General features: G+C 70.5%; 12 protein-coding genes and 1 pseudogene. 7 read left to right on the forward strand and 6 right to left on the reverse strand.

The window, feature by feature from the left end; genetic code table 11:
- Positions 1-132: 132 nt before the first annotated feature.
- Both OO48_RS09650 and OO48_RS09655 read right to left on the reverse strand, forming a co-directional pair.
- Positions 133-1,191: pseudogene (locus tag OO48_RS09650) on the reverse strand (inositol-3-phosphate synthase); the annotation flags it as partial.
- A gap of 144 nt (positions 1,192-1,335) precedes the next feature.
- Entirely contained in the window at positions 1,336-1,998 is a 663-nt protein-coding gene (locus tag OO48_RS09655; protein ID WP_033214199.1) for a PadR family transcriptional regulator, read from the reverse strand.
- A gap of 551 nt (positions 1,999-2,549) precedes the next feature.
- On the opposite strand from OO48_RS09655, the gene OO48_RS09660 reads away from it, so the two are divergent.
- Both OO48_RS09660 and OO48_RS09665 read left to right on the forward strand, forming a co-directional pair.
- Positions 2,550-5,033, forward strand: a complete 2,484-nt coding sequence (locus OO48_RS09660) for a transglycosylase domain-containing protein (RefSeq protein ID WP_051731934.1) — start codon at positions 2,550-2,552, stop codon at positions 5,031-5,033.
- 91 nt (positions 5,034-5,124) lie between these two features.
- The gene (locus OO48_RS09665; protein ID WP_245194575.1) at positions 5,125-6,723 is read left to right on the forward strand and encodes a glycosyltransferase family 87 protein; all 1,599 of its coding nucleotides are present in this window, start codon (positions 5,125-5,127) and stop codon (positions 6,721-6,723) included.
- Between the two features lie 75 nt (positions 6,724-6,798).
- Here the strand turns inward: OO48_RS09665 and OO48_RS09670 are convergent, their stop codons facing one another.
- The 3 genes from OO48_RS09670 to OO48_RS09680 all read right to left on the reverse strand — a co-directional run bounded on the left by OO48_RS09670 (position 6,799) and on the right by OO48_RS09680 (position 9,499).
- On the reverse strand, positions 6,799-7,830 hold the full coding sequence (locus OO48_RS09670; RefSeq protein ID WP_033214202.1) for an alanine racemase: 1,032 nt from the start codon (positions 7,828-7,830) through the stop codon (positions 6,799-6,801).
- Between the two features lie 40 nt (positions 7,831-7,870).
- The gene (locus tag OO48_RS09675) at positions 7,871-8,989 is read right to left on the reverse strand and encodes a lipid II:glycine glycyltransferase FemX (protein ID WP_033214204.1); all 1,119 of its coding nucleotides are present in this window, start codon (positions 8,987-8,989) and stop codon (positions 7,871-7,873) included.
- A 186-nt stretch (positions 8,990-9,175) separates the two neighbouring features.
- Positions 9,176-9,499, reverse strand: coding sequence for a hypothetical protein (locus tag OO48_RS09680; protein ID WP_033214205.1), 324 nt, complete (start codon positions 9,497-9,499; stop codon positions 9,176-9,178).
- Positions 9,500-9,734: 235 nt separating this feature from the next.
- On the opposite strand from OO48_RS09680, the gene rpsF reads away from it, so the two are divergent.
- The 4 genes from rpsF to rplI all read left to right on the forward strand — a co-directional run bounded on the left by rpsF (position 9,735) and on the right by rplI (position 11,487).
- Complete coding sequence (gene rpsF / locus OO48_RS09685; RefSeq protein ID WP_030457607.1) at positions 9,735-10,025, forward strand: 30S ribosomal protein S6; 291 nt, start codon at positions 9,735-9,737, stop codon at positions 10,023-10,025.
- Between the two features lie 101 nt (positions 10,026-10,126).
- On the forward strand, positions 10,127-10,720 hold the full coding sequence (locus OO48_RS09690) for a single-stranded DNA-binding protein (protein ID WP_033214206.1): 594 nt from the start codon (positions 10,127-10,129) through the stop codon (positions 10,718-10,720).
- Between the two features lie 66 nt (positions 10,721-10,786).
- Positions 10,787-11,023: a 30S ribosomal protein S18 gene (rpsR, locus tag OO48_RS09695; protein ID WP_033214207.1), complete on the forward strand. Its 237-nt coding sequence runs from the start codon at positions 10,787-10,789 to the stop codon at positions 11,021-11,023.
- Between the two features lie 17 nt (positions 11,024-11,040).
- Positions 11,041-11,487, forward strand: a complete 447-nt coding sequence (gene rplI, locus OO48_RS09700) for a 50S ribosomal protein L9 (protein ID WP_033214212.1) — start codon at positions 11,041-11,043, stop codon at positions 11,485-11,487.
- A 70-nt stretch (positions 11,488-11,557) separates the two neighbouring features.
- Here the strand turns inward: rplI and OO48_RS09705 are convergent, their stop codons facing one another.
- On the reverse strand, positions 11,558-12,901 hold the full coding sequence (locus OO48_RS09705) for an MATE family efflux transporter (protein WP_033214213.1): 1,344 nt from the start codon (positions 12,899-12,901) through the stop codon (positions 11,558-11,560).
- A 518-nt stretch (positions 12,902-13,419) separates the two neighbouring features.
- Between OO48_RS09705 and dnaB the strand changes: the two genes are divergently transcribed.
- Positions 13,420-14,964 carry a replicative DNA helicase gene (dnaB, locus tag OO48_RS09710; protein ID WP_051731966.1) on the forward strand — a complete coding sequence of 515 codons (1,545 nt, stop codon included), beginning with the start codon at positions 13,420-13,422 and terminating at the stop codon, positions 14,962-14,964.
- The last annotated feature ends 653 nt before the right edge of the window (positions 14,965-15,617 follow it).

The raw sequence follows: 15,617 nt of genomic DNA on the forward strand, positions 1-15,617 counted from the left end.
AGGCCCGGCCAGGAGCCGGTCAGCGCTCAGCCGCTACGACGAGCAGGCTTCGCTGCGCTCAGCGCACGGCTTCCACAGCGAGCAGGCTTCGCTGCGCTCAGCGCACGGCTTCCACAGCGAGCAGGCTTCGCTGAACTTCTCGACGTTCTCCTTGGCCTCGTCGTCGAAGTACTGCACCGGCGGGGACTTCATGAAGTAGGAGGACGCGGAGAGGATCGGGCCGCCGATGCCGCGGTCCTTGGCGATCTTCGCGGCGCGCACGGCGTCGATGATGACACCGGCCGAGTTCGGGGAGTCCCAGACCTCGAGCTTGTACTCGAGGTTCAGCGGGACGTCGCCGAACGCGCGGCCCTCGAGGCGGACGTACGCCCACTTGCGGTCGTCGAGCCACGCGACGTAGTCGGACGGGCCGATGTGGACGTTCTTGGCGCCCAGGTCGCGGTCGCGGATCTGGGAGGTGACGGCCTGGGTCTTGGAGATCTTCTTGGACTCCAGGCGCTCGCGCTCGAGCATGTTCTTGAAGTCCATGTTGCCGCCGACGTTCAGCTGCATGGTGCGCTCGAGGACGACGCCGCGGTCCTCGAAGAGCTTCGCCATCACGCGGTGCGTGATGGTGGCGCCGACCTGCGACTTGATGTCGTCGCCGACGATCGGGACGCCGGCCTCGGTGAACTTGTCGGCCCACTCCTTGGTGCCGGCGATGAACACCGGGAGGGCGTTCACGAAGGCGACCTTGGCGTCGATGGCGCACTGGGCGTAGAACTTCGCGGCGTCCTCGGAGCCGACCGGCAGGTAGCAGACGAGGACGTCGACCTGGCGGTCCTTGAGGACCTGCACGACGTCGACCGGAGCCTCGTCGGACTCCTCGATGGTCTCGCGGTAGTACTTGCCGAGGCCGTCGAGGGTGTGGCCGCGCTGCACGGTGACGCCGGTCGGCGGCACGTCGCAGATCTTGATGGTGTTGTTCTCGCTGTTGCCGATGGCGTCGGCCAGGTCGAAGCCGACCTTCTTGGCGTCGACGTCGAACGCGGCGACGAAGTCGACGTCCTTGACGTGGTACTCGCCGAACTGGACGTGCATCAGGCCGGGGACCTTACCGGCCGGGTCGGCGTCCTTGTAGTACTCGACACCCTGCACCAGCGAGGCGGCGCAGTTGCCCACGCCGACGATGGCTACGCGAACCGAACCCATTCCGGTTGCTCCCTGAATCTCATGAGGTCCGCCGTGCTGCGGCGGCAACCTCGTTCCACATCTGTTCTGACTGTCTGATCGGGCGCACGGAGCGCCCGCGCCTCGCCGCGGGCGGCGGGGCCGGCGCGGTGGTGCAGCGCTCCGTCAGGAGCGCCCCGGGCGGTCGTACGGTGGTCCGGGCGGGTCTGACGACCCGGCGGCCGGACCACGGCCGTCCGAAGTAGGGGGGGACGCGGCGCTGCGTCCGGTCCTGGTGGCCCGCTCGGTCTCGATCAGCTCGTTGAGCCAGCGGACCTCGCGTTCCACCGACTCCAGGCCGTGGCGCTGGAGTTCGAGGGTGTAGTCGTCGAAGCGCTCCCGGGTGCGGGTGACGGAGCTGCGCATCCGCTCCAGCCGCTCCTCCAGCCGACTGCGGCGGCCTTCCAGCACGCGCATCCGGACCGCCCGGTCGGTCTGGCCGAAGAAGGCGAAGCGGACGCCGAAGTGCTCGTCCTCCCAGGCCTCCGGGCCGGACTCGGCGAGCAGCTCCTCGAAGCGCTCCTTGCCCTCGGGGGAGAGCCGGTAGACGATCTTCGACCGCTTGCCGTTGAGCGCCGTCGCCGGGACGTACTCGACGTCCGGGTTGTCCTCCACCAGGAAGCCCTGGGCGACCAGGTTCTTCAGGCAGGGGTAGAGCGTTCCGTACGAGAAGGCCCGGAACGAGCCCAGCAGGACGTTGAGCCGCTTGCGCAGCTCGTAGCCGTGCATGGGCGCGTCGTGGAGCAGGCCGAGGACGGCGAATTCGAGGACGCCGGAGCGTCGGCTCATGCCGCCTTCCTCCTTCCGTGAGGGTTCCTGCTCGTCGTGTACGGGCCCCGGTCCGGCAGTGTATGCCGAACCGATGTGTCGCGCCGATGTATCGGCTCGATATATCGGCAACAGTAACCCTGGGTCACGGAAGGAGCAAGAGGGGCACGCGTAACCACGATCACAAGGCCGCTGGGCAACGGGCATGTAATGAATCGCGGTCGGTTCGTCCCGGTTGGATTCCAATGCCCGATTAGGTGGCTTTTCGAGAGCCGTACTCTTTCGCCTGTGCACCCTGACCGAGGAGCTGCGGAGAGATGAGCGAACACCGGCGCAGGTCGGCCAACCCCGGGGGCGAGCAGCAGCCACCGCGGCGGTCGGACCCCGGACGGCCGTATGCGTACGGCAACCCGGTCCAGGGCGCACCCGAGTACGACCGGGGCACGGCCGGCGGTCCGGCCGGCGCTCCTCCCGGGCTCGGGCGGTCCGGCCGTCCCGCCCAGGGCCCCGGTCCGGGTGGCCGGCGCGCCGCGCGCGGGGCGGCGGAGCAGCCCCGGCCGACCCGGGCGGAGATGCGCAAGCAGGCCCGCAAGGGCGGCGGCAGCGCGGGCGGCCCGCCGAACGGCCGCGGCTCCGGCCGGGGCGGGAGGCCGGGCAAGAAGCGCTGGATCGACTACCCGCGGTCCGGGAAGTCCGGGTTCCGGCGCTGGCTGCCGTCCTGGAAGCTGGTGCTGAGCCTGTTCCTGGCCTTCTTCGGCGGCAGCGTGGCCGCGGTCGGCCTGGCCTACGCGCTGGTCCAGGTGCCGGACGAGAAGGTCCCGCTGCAGATCCAGAGCAACGTCTACTACTGGGCCGACGGCACCGAGATGGCCCGCACCGGCAACGAGAACCAGCAGCTGGTCGAGCTCTCGCAGATCAGCCGCTCGGCGCAGGACGCGGTCATAGCCGCCGAGAACGACACCTTCCGCAACGACTCCGGCATCGACCCCAAGGGCATCGCCCGCGCCGTCTACAAGATGGCCACCGGCGGCGAGACCCAGGGCGGTTCGACCATCACCCAGCAGTACGTGAAGAACGTCTACCTGTCGCAGGACCAGACGCTCTCCCGCAAGGCCAAGGAATTCTTCATCACCCTGAAGGTCAACGGTGAGAAGTCCAAGGAGCAGATCCTCACCGGTTACCTGAACACCAGCTGGTTCGGTCGCGGCGCGACCGGCATCCAGGCCGCCGCGCAGGCGTACTACGGCATCGACGCCAGCAAGGTCGACGTCTGCCAGGGCGCCATGCTGGCCGGCCTGCTGAAGGGCGCGGGCCTGTACGACCCGAGCCTGAGCAAGGCCAACCACGAGCGCATGGTGTCCCGTTGGAACTGGATCCTGGACCGGATGGTGACCACCAAGGTGCTGTCCGCCGACGACCGCGCCAAGTGCAAGGACTTCCCCGAGCCGATCGAGGTGAAGACCGCCACCAAGACCACCGGCGAGATCACGTACATGATCCAGATGGCCAACCAGTACGTGACCACCAAGGACCCGACCATCACCACGGCGGCGCTGGACCGCGGCGGCTACGAGATCCGCACCACCTTCCAGAAGGACAAGGTCGACGCCCTGAAGAAGGCCGTGGACGACTTCTCGGCGGCCACCCTGAAGCCGGACACCCGGGAGAAGGACAAGTTCGTCCAGGTCGGCGCCGCCTCGGTGCTGCCCAACGACGGGGCGATCGTGGCCATCTACGGCGGCCCCGGCAGCGAGAACGGCCACTACACCAACAACGCGGACGGCTCGGTGCTGGTCGGCTCGACCTTCAAGCCCTTCGTGCTGGCGGCCGCGATGGAGGACGGCGTCCTCACCAAGAACGGACCGGACGGCAAGCCGGCCAAGATCAGCGTCAACTCCCGCTACCTGGCCGACGACATGGCGCAGATCTACCGCGCCGACGGCAGCAAGGCGATCGGTGACGACGGCCAGCCGTACCACCAGCGCAACAGCGATCCGGGCAACAAGGGCTACGTGACGCTGCGGACGGCCATGCAGTGGTCGTACAACGTGCCGTTCGTGCAGCTCGGCCAGGACGTCGGCGGCGACAAGGTGGTCGCCATGGCGGAGAAGCTCGGCCTGCGCAAGCAGACCCTGGCGGGGGCCGACACGCTGACCCTCCCGCTGGGCACCTCGACGCCCAGCTCGGTCCGGATGGCCTCGGCCTACTCGGTGTTCGCGGCGCACGGCCAGCAGACCGACCCGTACTCGGTGAGCCTGCTGAAGTTCCACGGCAAGGAGCAGCCGAACTTCACCAAGCCGACGCCGAAGACCGCGCTCGACCCGGCGGTCGCCGACACCATCACCGACGTGCTGCAGAACGCGGCGAAGAACGGCACCGGCAGCAAGACCAACGAGCTGGGCTTCCCGGTGGCCGGCAAGACCGGCACCACCGACGACAGCGTCTCGGCCTGGTTCGTCGGCTACACGCCGAGCCTGTCCACCGCGGTCGGCATGTGGCGCGACGACGTCAGCCCCAAGGAGAAGCAGCCGGACGGGAGCACCAAGCCGGACGAGCGGCTCGACCTGCGGGGCGTCGGCGGCAAGGCGGAGGTCCACGGCGGTGACTACCCGGCGGAGATCTTCACCCGCTACATGAAGATGGTCGGCCCCGGCAATCCGCGGAACTTCACGCCCCCGACGACCACCTGGGGCACGGAGGTCGACTCCTCCGGGGCCCCGGCCACCGCCTCGCCCTCCGCCTCGGCGTCGGCCTCGGCCTCGGCCTCCGCCTCGGCGTCGGCCAGCCCGAGCGAGCAGGCGCCGAGCCAGTCGGCCGACCCGTCGCCGTCCGAGAGCACGCGCCCGACCGGCAAGCCGTCCGGGAAGCCGTCGAGCTCGCCCGGCTCCTCGCCGAGCTGCCTGTTCGACCTGTGCGCCAACGGCGGCACCACCAACGGCGGGACGACCGGCGGTACGGGCGCAGGCGGGACGAGTCCCTCACCGAGTTCCGGCACCGGAGGCGGCAGGAACGGCGGCACCACCGCCGGGACGACCACCGGCACCACCGGCCAGTAGCCGCCGGTTCCCGGCGCGAACACCGCGGAGGGGCACGGATCGCGAGGGCGATCCCGTGCCCCTCTTCGATTGCGCACAGCGGTGCGGCAGTATGTGCGCCATGACCTCCAGCCTTCGTGACGAGACCTCGCCGCCCGGCCCCGCACAGGCCGACGGTCCGCTGCCCAACACCGTGGTGGTGCCCGCGGACGAGGACCCGGTCGCGGAGGCCGGCAGCGAGTTGTTCGGCGGCCCGCCCGGCCGCCGGGCGCTGCTCGGGGTGTCCTGGTGGACGCCGGCCAAGTTCCTCGCGCTGGCGGTGATCGCGGTCTACGTGCTGGGCCTGTTCCAGAAGGCCCCGTGCTACAACGACGGCTGGTTCCACGGCGCCACCACCCAGTACACCAAGGCCTGTTACAGCGACATCCCGCACCTGTTCTCCGGCCGCGGCTTCGCCGACGGGCTGACGCCCTACCTGGACCCGATCCCGCAGGGCTCGAAGGACATGCAGTACCTGGAGTACCCGGTGCTGACCGGCCTGTTCATGCAGGTCGCGGCCTGGCTGACCACCCACGGTGGCGACCTGATGAGCCGTGAGCAGTGGTTCTGGATGGTCAACGCCGGGATGCTGATGATCTGCGCCGTGGTCGCGGTGGTCGCCACCTCCCGCGCCCAGCGCCGCCGCCCGTGGGACGCGCTGCTGTTCGCGCTGGCCCCGGCCCTGGCGCTGAACGCCACCATCAACTGGGACCTGCTGGCGGTCGCCCTGGCCGCCGTGGCGATGGCCTACTGGTCCGGCTCCCGGCCGGTCTGGGCGGGCGTGTTCATCGGCCTGGCGACCGCGGCCAAGCTCTACCCGGTGCTGCTGCTCGGCCCGCTGCTGGTGCTCTGCCTGCGGGCCGGCAAGTGGAAGGAGTTCGGCCAGGCCTTCGGCGGCGCGGCCGGCGCCTGGCTGGTGGTCAACCTGCCGATCATGATGGCCAACTGGAAGGGCTGGCTGACCTTCTACAGCTTCAGCCAGACCCGCACGGAGGACTACGGCTCCTTCTGGCTGATCCTGATGCAGGGCGTCCGCGGCAACAAGAACCTGGAGTCGCTGAACACCTGGATCGCCGTCCTGCTGGTGCTCGGCTGCCTGGCCGTCGGCTGGCTGGCGATCAGCGCCCCGCGCCGCCCGCGCTTCGCCCAGCTGGCCTTCCTGGTGGTGGCGGCCTTCATCCTGACCAACAAGGTCTACTCGCCGCAGTACGTGCTCTGGTTGGTCCCGCTGGCCGCGCTGGCCCGGCCGCGCTGGCGCGACTTCCTGATCTGGCAGGCCTGCGAGGTGCTGTACTTCTTCGGCGTCTGGTCGTACCTGGCCTACAACGGCGACGCCAAGCACCACGGCATCGACCAGCAGTGGTACCACTTCGCCATCGCCCTGCACCTGGTCGGCACCCTGTACATCTGCTACGTGGTGGTCCGCGACATCCTCCAGCCCGACCGCGACCCGGTCCGCTGGGACGGCAGCGACGACCCCTCCGGCGGCGTGCTGGACGGCGCCCCGGACAGGTTCGTGCTCGGCTCCGCCCGGGCCCTGCGCGAGCAGGAGACGTACGCCGCGTACGCCCCGAGCGGGGACTGGCTGACCAAGGAGCCGGAGGACGGGCCCGCCGGGACGGAGGTCGAGCCGGGCGCCGGCTTCCGCCCCGCGTCGGAGCCCGCCGAGTAGCCGCGCCCCGCGTGCACGCGGAGGGGGAGCCCGTCCACCGGACGGGCTCCCCCTCCGCTTGCGGCGGGACCGGGCCTAGCGCTCGACCACCCGGTCGAAGTGGGTGGTGGTGTGGCGGACGGCCAGGGCCAGCTCGTCGCCGATCGCGGGCGGCTTGAGCTCGCCGGGCAGGAAGAGGATCGACACCTGCATGTGCGGCGGCTCGGCGAACCACAGCTGCTTGCCCTGCCAGGAGTACGGCGACAGCGTCCGGTTGACGGTGGCCAGGCCGGCCCGGGCCAGCCCCTTGGCCCGGGGCAGCACCCCGTGCACGTACTTGGGCGCCTCCAGGCCGACGCCGTGCGCGGTGCCGCCGGTGGCGACCAGCAGGTGGCCGTCGGAGGGGGCCTTGTGCTGCCGGTAGCCGTAGCGCTCGCCGCGGGCGACGGGGGTGACGTCCAGGACGGTGGCGCGGGAGGACAGCGCCTCCACCTCGCCCAGCCAGAGCCGGGTGCCGATCCGGGAGCGGAAGTCGGTGCCGGGGTGCCGCCCGGCCAGCCGCAGCCCGTCCTTGGCGGACAGGTGGCTGAGGTAGACGGTGCCGGTGGGCAGCCCGGCCTCGCCGATCGCCCGGACCAGGCGGTCCACCTCGTCCACCGGGTCGCTGCCGTCCGGCCGGTCCAGCGGCAGGTGCAGCGCGAAGCCCTCCACGGCCAGGTGCCGCACCGGCAGCCCGGGCAGCTCGCCGACCGCGACGCCGTGCCGCCGCATCGAGGTCATGCACTCGATGACGACCCGGCTCCCGGCGGGCAGCGCGGCCAGCGCCTCGGCGTGCGCGACGGTGCGCACCACCCGGCCCTCGGGCAGCTCCGCCCCGGGTTCGCCGGCCCGGTAGGGGGTGAGCACCAGCAGGTCGCCGGGGAAGTCGCCGGCCACCGCCGCCGCCTCGTCGGTGTTGCCGACGGCCAGCGTCGGGACGCCCAGCCGGGCGGCCTCGCGGGCCAGCCGGGCGTTGCCGAAGCCGTAGCCGTTGCCCTTGGCGACCGGGACCAGCCCGGCGAACTCGGCCAGCATCCCGCGCTGGTGCGCCCGCCAGCGGCCGGTGTCCACGTACATCGTCAAGGTCATGGCGTTCTCCCCGTGTTCCCCGTGGTGTCCTTCAGGTGGATCAGCGACGCGACATGTAGAGGTCGAGCGCCTTGTGCAGCAGCTTGTTGAGCGGGAAGTCCCACTCGCCGAGGTACTCCGCGGCCTGGCCGCCGGTGCCGACCTTGAACTGGATCAGCCCGAACAGGTGGTCGTCCTCGTCCAGGGTGTCGCTGATCCCGCGCAGGTCGTAGACGCTCGCGCCGAGCGCGTAGGAGTCCCGGATCATCCGCCACTGGACCGCGTTGGACGGCTTGACCTCGCGCTTGTGGTTGGCGGAGGCGCCGTAGGAGTACCAGACGTGCTCGCCGACGACCAGCATCGTGGTGGCGGCCAGCGGCTCGCCGTCGTGGTAGGCGACGTACAGCCGCATCCGGTTCGGGTCCTCGGCGTTGAGCGCCTTCCACATCCGCTGGAAGTAGGACAGCGGGCGGGGCGTGAAGTGGTCGCGCTCGGCGGTGACCGCGTACAGCTTGTGGAAGACCGCGAGGTCCTCGAAGCCGCCCTGGACCACCTCGACGCCGCTCTTCTCGGCCTTCTTGATGTTGCGCCGCCACAGCTGGTTGAAGCCGCGCTGCACGTCGTCCAGCGAGCGGCCGCCCAGCGGCACCTGGAACACGTACCTGGGCTGGACGTCGCCGAAGCCGGCGCCGCCGTCCTCGCCCTGCAGCCAGCCGGCGCGGCGCAGCCGCTCGGCGGTCTCCAGGGCGCGGGGCTCGCTGAAGTCCGGCTCGACGTCGCGCAGCCGCTTGGCCTGCTTGCCGGCGATGGCGTCCTTGATGGTGGTGGCCTCCCAGCGGCGCACCACCACCGGCGGGCCCATCTTCACGGTGAAGGCGCCCTGCGACTTCAGGTGGGCCAGCATCGGCTTGAGCCAGCGGTCGAGGTCCTGGTCGAACCAGTCGATCACCGGGCCCTCCGGCAGGTACGCCAGGTACCGCTTCACCTTGGGCAGCTGGCGGTAGAGGACCAGCCCGGCCCCGACGATCTCGCCGGAGGCGTCGAACCAGCCCATGCTCTCCGCGCGCCACTCCGCCTTCACGTCCCCCCAGGAGGGCACCTGCATGTGGCTGGCGGAGGGCCGGCTCCGGATGAAGTCCAGGTGTTCCTCGCGCGTGATCGTCCGCAGTCGCAGGCTCATGCCGCGTGCTCCTCCTCGTCGGATCTACCCATGGTGACCCTATCGCCCGAATGGTCCGATTCGACCGGGAACCGACCCGACATGATGATGCCCCCCCGTCCGCACCCGCTGGTACAGGTACTACGCCGGGAGGGCATCGGAGGTTGCGCGGCCTCGCGCAGGTTCACCCCGCGCCGCGCCCGGGCCTCACCACGCGCCCCCGAACAGCCCGCCGTGGGCGACTCCGAGGAATAGGCCGAACGCGGCGGCGCCGGTGCCGATGACGACCGCGAACCGCTCGGCGGTGGTCACCGAGACGAAGAGTCCGGTCAGACCGGTGATCACGCCGATCAGGCCGGCCCACGAGGTCAGGATGTGCAGGCCGTGGAAGAACGAGGTGACGAAGGCGATCGCGCCGAGCAGCACGGTCACGCCGACCAGGGCGTTCTCCCGCGGGTGCGGGTGTCCGTCGGTGTTGAGGGTGAACTGCGGCCGGTGCTGCTGCCGCGGCCTGGGTGCGGCCTGTGCCATGGGACCCACCTCCTGGGGGAGGGAACGTTCGTTCTGTCCAGGTTGCGACCGATGTGACCGAAGTGACAACCGCGACAGCCAACTGTTTTGTCCGCCGGTCGGCTCACCCGGTAGGCTGGCCCCTCTGCACTGGTGTAGGGGCGTGCCCGCATGCCTTCACCCACCGGTGCGACGCGCACAACCCTCCTGCCACGGAAATGCCGTGGCCGTTGAGTCCAAAGGAGGTGGGTTACACATGCGTCACTACGAGGTGATGGTCATCCTCGACCCCTCGGTCGAGGAGCGCGCTGTCTCCCCCCTGATCGAGAGCTTCCTCAACGTCGTCCGCACCAGCGGCGGCAAGGTTGAGAAGGTCGACACCTGGGGCCGTCGTCGCCTGGCGTACGAGATCAACAAGCAGTCCGAGGGCATCTACTCGGTCATCGACCTCAAGGCCACGCCCGAGGTCGTCAAGGAGCTCGACCGCCAGTTCAGCCTGAGCGAGTCGGTTCTGCGGACCAAGGTCCTGCGCCCGGACACCCACTGAGCCCACTCCCGGCGTCCGCGCCGGAGGGCTCGCGTCCGGTGTTCCACGTGGAACACCGCTGACGAGCACCGCAGAACTCCTTTCCGAGAGGTCATCACCACATGGCAGGCGAGACCGTCATCACCCTCGTCGGCAACCTCGTCGACGACCCCGAGCTGCGCTTCACCCCGTCGGGTGCCGCGGTGGCGAAGTTCCGCATCGCGTCCACCCCGCGCACCTTCGACCGCCAGACCAACGAGTGGAAGGACGGCGAGAGCCTCTTCCTCACGTGCAACGTCTGGCGTCAGCCGGCGGAGAACGTGGCCGAGTCGTTGCAGCGCGGTATGCGCGTGATCGTGCAGGGCCGGCTGCGCCAGCGGACCTACGACACCAAGGAAGGCGAGCGGCGGACGGTCTTCGAGGTCGAGGTCGACGAGGTCGGCCCGAGCCTGCGCTCGGCGACCGCCAAGGTCACCCGCGCCAACCGCTCCGGCGGTACCGGCGGCGGCAGTGGCTTCGGCGGCGGCCAGCAGGGTGGCGGCGGCTTCGGTGGCCAGGGCGGCCAGGGCGGCGGCAGCTGGGGTGGGAACCCCGGCGGCGGCAGCCAGGGGCCGTCCGAGGACCCGTGGGCGTCCAGCGCCCCCTCGCCCAACCAGGGTGGCGGCAGCTGGGGTGGGAACTCCGGCGGCGGCTACTCGGAAGAGCCCCCGTTCTAAAGGTGCTTGGCCGGGCCCCCTCGGGCCCGGTAACGCTGACAGATCTCGTACTTAACGGAGCACACAATGGCGAAGCCGCCTGCTCGCAAGCCTAAGAAGAAGGTTTGCGTCTTCTGCAAGGACAAGGCCACGTACGTGGACTACAAGGACACGAACCTGCTGCGGAAGTTCATTTCCGACCGCGGCAAGATCCGTGCCCGCCGGGTCACCGGCAACTGCACCCAGCACCAGCGTGACGTCGCCACGGCCGTGAAGAACAGCCGTGAGATGGCCCTGCTGCCCTACACCTCCACCGCGCGCTAAGAGAGGGTGACCGAAGAATGAAGATCATCCTCACTCACGAGGTCCCCGGCCTCGGCAGCGCCGGCGAGATCGTCGAGGTCAAGGACGGCTACGCCCGTAACTTCCTGGTCCCGCGCGGCTTCGCCATCCGCTGGACCAAGGGCGGTCAGAAGGACGTCGACGCCATCCGTCGCGCCCGGAAGATCCACGCCATCCAGACCCTCGAGGCCGCCAACGAGGTCAAGGCCAAGCTGGAGGGTCTCCAGGTCAAGCTGGCCGTCCGCTCCGGCGAGGCCGGCCGCCTGTTCGGCTCGGTCACCCAGGCCGACGTCGTGGAGGCCATCAAGGCCGCCAGCGGCCCGGCCGTGGACAAGCGCGCCGTCGCGATCGCCTCGCCGATCAAGACCGTGGGCAGCCACAAGGTCTCGGTCAAGCTGCACGCCGACGTCCAGGCCAACCTCGACGTCAACGTCGTCGCCGCCTGAGCGCAGTCGTCACGCCAGGCCGGAGGGCCGGACCCCGTTCGCGGGGTCCGGCCCTCCGGTCGTTCCGGGGTCAGCCGCGGACGGCGCCGGTGACCATCCAGTGGCCGGTGCGCACCCGGCCGGCCAGGAACGCGGCCCGGGACAGCATGAACAGGTTCATCGCCCACCACAGCCCGGCCAGCCCCAGGCCCAGCGCGGGCACCGCCAGCGCCGCCGGGACGAACACCGCCAGGGTGGCCAGCATCGCCAGGGCCAGGAAGCGGCCATCGCCCGCGCCCATCAGCACGCCGTCCAGCACGAAGACCAGCCCGCCCACCGGCTGGGTCAGCGCGGCCAGCAGCAGTGCGGTGGACAGCTGACCCCGGACGGTCGGGTCGGAGCTGAACAGCGGGACGTACAGCGGCCGGCCCAGCACCATCAGCAGCCCGAACAGCACGCCCGCGCCCAGGCCCCACTCGACCATCCGCCGGGTCGCCGCCCGGGTGCCGGGCAGGTCGCCCGCGCCCAGGTAGCGGCCGATGATCGCCTGTCCGGCGATGGCCACCGCGTCCAGCGCGAAGGCGACGAAGGACCAGACGGTCATGGTGATCTGGTGGGCGGCCACCTCGGCGTCGCCCAGGGTGGCGGCCACCGCGGTGGCCAGCAGCAGCACCGCGCGCAGGCTCAGGGTGCGCACCAGCAGCGGGCCGCCGGCCCGGGCCGAGGCGCGGATGCCGGGGGCGTCCGGCCGCAGGGTCGCGCCCTCCCGGCGGGCGCCGCGGACCACCACCGCGACGTACACCGCGGCCATCGCGTTCTGGGCGATCACGGTGCCCCAGGCCGAGCCGGCCACGCCGAGGCCCGCGCCGTACACCAGGCCCAGGTTGAGCAGCAGGTTGGCGGTGAAGCCGCCGATCGCGACCAGCAGCGGGGTGCGGGTGTCCTGGAAGCCGCGCAGCACGCCGGTGGCGGCCAGCACCAGCAGCATCGCGGGCACCCCGAGCGCGCTGATCCGCAGGTAGGTGACGGCGTACGGGGCGGCGGTGGCGGAGGCGCCGAGCAGCCGGGCGGCCTGCGGGGCGAGCAGCAGGGTGAGCACCACCAGGCCGGCCGAGAGGAGCAGCGCCAGCCAGATCCCGTCGATGCCCTGCTGGACGGCGGCCCGCCGGTCGCCGGCCCCGATCCGGCGGGCCACCGCGGCGGTGGTCGCGTACGCGAGGAAGGCGAACACCCCGACGACGGTGGTGAGCGCGGCGGAGGCGACGCCCAGGCCGGCGAGCTGGGAGGTGCCGAGGTGGCCGACGATCGCGGAGTCGGCCATCAGGAACAGCGGTTCGGCGACCAGGGCGCCGAAGGCCGGGACGGCCAGGGCGAGGATCTCCCGGTCGTGTCGGCGGCGCTCGGCGGCGGCGGGGGCGGGGGATCCGACGGGCATGGGCCCAGCCTACTCATCCACAGGTAATGGGTGAAGGGCTTCAGTAACTCTTACTGGGGCTGTGGACGGTCAGTGTGTCGAACGCCTCTTCGGGGGCGTGCCTGCTCGTGTGAAGAATTTCTCATGCACAGGCTAAATGGGGAGTAGTCCCAGGTCAGCGGGTTGACATCGACACGATAGGATGGTTATCCACAGGGTTGTGCACAGCTTTGGCGGAGTTCTCCACAGGCTGTGGGCGGTTATCCACACACCCTGTGGATAACTTTCCCGACTCATCGGCGCGGCGTAGCCTGGCGCGGGCCCGCCCGGCTGCCGTTCAGCACGGACCCGCGCGGGGCGGGCGCTGTCGGCTCGGTACCGTAAGAAGGACAGGCGCCGAAGACGGTACGCCACCGGCCCGGCCCGCACCAACTCGCACGCTCGCTGATCGGGGAACACGCGTGACCGGCCCCCAGTACGACCACGACGCCCCGCCGCCCCCCGAGGACGACTGGCAGCCGTCCGACGACGCCTTCCCGCTGGACGCCTTCCCCGACGTCCCGGGCGACCGGCTGCCGGTCACCCGCCGCTCCGGCGGCCCGGCCGCCCGCGACGGCGGCTCCGGCGGCCGCGAGGGCGGCTCCGGCGGGGGCTTCCAGCGGCGCGACGGTGGCAAGGGCGGTGACCGCTTCCCCGGCAAGGGCGAGCGCCGCGACCGGGACGGCGAGCGCGAGGGCGGCTTCGGCGGCGAGGGCTTCGAACGCGTCCCCCCGCAGGACTTGGCGGCCGAGCAGTCCGTGCTCGGCGGCATGCTGCTCTCCAAGGACGCCATCGCGGACGTCGTCGAGGTGCTCAAGCCCGCCGACTACTACCGCCCCGCCCACGAGCTGATCCACGGCGCGATCCTCGACCTCTACGCCCGCGGCGAGCCCGCCGACCCGATCACCGTGGCCGGCGAGCTCACCAAGCGCGGCGAGCTCACCCGCGTCGGCGGCGCCTCCTACCTGCACACCCTGGTCAACTCCGTCCCCACCGCGGCCAACGCCGAGTACTACGCCGAGATCGTCCACGAGCGCGCCGTCCTGCGCCGCCTGGTCGAGGCCGGCACCCGCATCGCCGGCATGGGTTACGCCGCCGAGGGCGACGTCGACGACATCGTCAACGCCGCCCAGGCCGAGATCTACGCCGTCACCGAACAGCGCACCAACGAGGACTACGCCCCCCTCGCCGACATCATGGAGGGCGCCCTCGACGAGATCGAGGCGATCGGCTCCCGCTCCGGCCAGATGTCCGGCGTCCCCACCGGCTTCGCCGACTTCGACCAGCTCACCAACGGCCTCCACCCCGGCCAGATGATCGTCATCGCCGCCCGCCCGGCCATGGGCAAGTCGACGCTCGCGCTGGACTTCGCGCGGGCCTGCTCGATCCACAACAACCTGCCGAGCGTGATCTTCTCGCTCGAAATGGGCCGCAACGAGATCGCCATGCGCCTGCTGTCGGCGGAGGCGCGGGTGGCGCTGCACCACATGCGGTCGGGCAACATGACCGACGACGACTGGACGCGGGTGGCCCGGCGGATGCCGGAGGTGAGCGCGGCGCCGCTGTACATCGACGACTCGCCGAACCTGTCGATGATGGAGATCCGGGCCAAGTGCCGACGGCTCAAGCAGCGCAACGACCTGCGGCTGGTGGTGATCGACTACCTGCAGCTGATGCAGTCCGGCGGGTCGCGGCGGGCCGAGAGCCGGCAGCAGGAGGTCTCGGACATGTCCCGGAACCTGAAGCTGCTGGCGAAGGAGCTGGAGGTCCCGGTGATCGCGCTCTCCCAGCTGAACCGAGGCCCCGAGCAGCGCACCGACAAGAAGCCGATGGTCTCCGACCTGCGCGAGTCCGGCTCGATCGAGCAGGACGCCGACATGGTCATCCTGCTGCACCGCGAGGACGCCTACGAGAAGGAGTCCCCGCGGGCGGGCGAGGCCGACCTGATCGTGGCCAAGCACCGCAACGGCCCGACCGCGACCATCACGGTGGCCTTCCAGGGCCACTACTCGCGCTTCGTCGACATGACCAGGGACGTGACCTGACGGCTTGTAGGGTCTCAAATCCCGTGTCGGAATCTCGCAGCCAGTGTCGGATCGAAGTCGGATCCGACACTGAGCTGAGATTCGCAGCTCGCTGCCGCACCTCGGTCGAGTGAGTGTTGCCGGTGTGCTCCCGTCAGTGGGTTGGGCGGGAGCATCGTGCTGCCGAGGGGCAACTCCGACTCGGGAGCGGGGATGGAAGCGACTGTCAGCTTTCGTGGGTACGGTGGCGGGATTGAAGGGTGTTCCTGGGCGTCCGTAACGCCGGCGTCGCTGCAGACGGCTCACCCGTGGCGGACGTTCCGCTGGTACAGGGACCAGAAGCATTACTCGGGCACCTACTGGTCGGCGACGATGGGCGATCACGTGATCTGCGAGTCACGGCTTGAGCTGTCGCGTCTGCTCTTCGCCGATAGCTACCGTGGAGAGCGAGCCTACTGCCGTGTCCTGACAGCGGGGATGGGATGCGAGGACAGAGGTGGGGAAGTGCTCCGGCACCATCCATGCACGACCATGAGAAACGGCATGGTGCCAATGGCTCAACGTGTGTGCTTCACGAGCAACTGACCGGGGGAGCCGTGAGACTTCCGCTGTCGTTCTCACCGATGAAGTGGCGCTGATCCTGCGACGATCCATGTCAGGCAGTTCTCGTAGCA

The sequence above is a fragment of the Kitasatospora phosalacinea genome (assembly GCF_000716545.1).
GTDB classification, from domain to species: domain Bacteria; phylum Actinomycetota; class Actinomycetes; order Streptomycetales; family Streptomycetaceae; genus Kitasatospora; species Kitasatospora phosalacinea.

Bases quoted from the DNA above. Each gene is read 5' to 3' on its own strand.
- OO48_RS09660 (WP_051731934.1), top strand. From the start codon at position 2,550: ATGCGCAAGCAGGCCCGCAAGGGCGGCGGCAGCGCGGGCGGCCCGCCG.
- OO48_RS09675 (WP_033214204.1), bottom strand. From the start codon at position 8,989: ATGAGCCTGCGACTGCGGACGATCACGCGCGAGGAACACCTGGACTTC.
- OO48_RS09690 (WP_033214206.1), top strand. From the start codon at position 10,127: ATGGCAGGCGAGACCGTCATCACCCTCGTCGGCAACCTCGTCGACGAC.
- OO48_RS09680 (WP_033214205.1), bottom strand. From the start codon at position 9,499: ATGGCACAGGCCGCACCCAGGCCGCGGCAGCAGCACCGGCCGCAGTTC.
- OO48_RS09705 (WP_033214213.1), bottom strand. From the start codon at position 12,901: ATGCCCGTCGGATCCCCCGCCCCCGCCGCCGCCGAGCGCCGCCGACAC.
- OO48_RS09670 (WP_033214202.1), bottom strand. From the start codon at position 7,830: ATGACCTTGACGATGTACGTGGACACCGGCCGCTGGCGGGCGCACCAG.
- OO48_RS09665 (WP_245194575.1), top strand. From the start codon at position 5,125: ATGTGCGCCATGACCTCCAGCCTTCGTGACGAGACCTCGCCGCCCGGC.
- rplI (WP_033214212.1), top strand. From the start codon at position 11,041: ATGAAGATCATCCTCACTCACGAGGTCCCCGGCCTCGGCAGCGCCGGC.
- rpsF (WP_030457607.1), top strand. From the start codon at position 9,735: ATGCGTCACTACGAGGTGATGGTCATCCTCGACCCCTCGGTCGAGGAG.
- OO48_RS09655 (WP_033214199.1), bottom strand. From the start codon at position 1,998: ATGAGCCGACGCTCCGGCGTCCTCGAATTCGCCGTCCTCGGCCTGCTC.
- rpsR (WP_033214207.1), top strand. From the start codon at position 10,787: ATGGCGAAGCCGCCTGCTCGCAAGCCTAAGAAGAAGGTTTGCGTCTTC.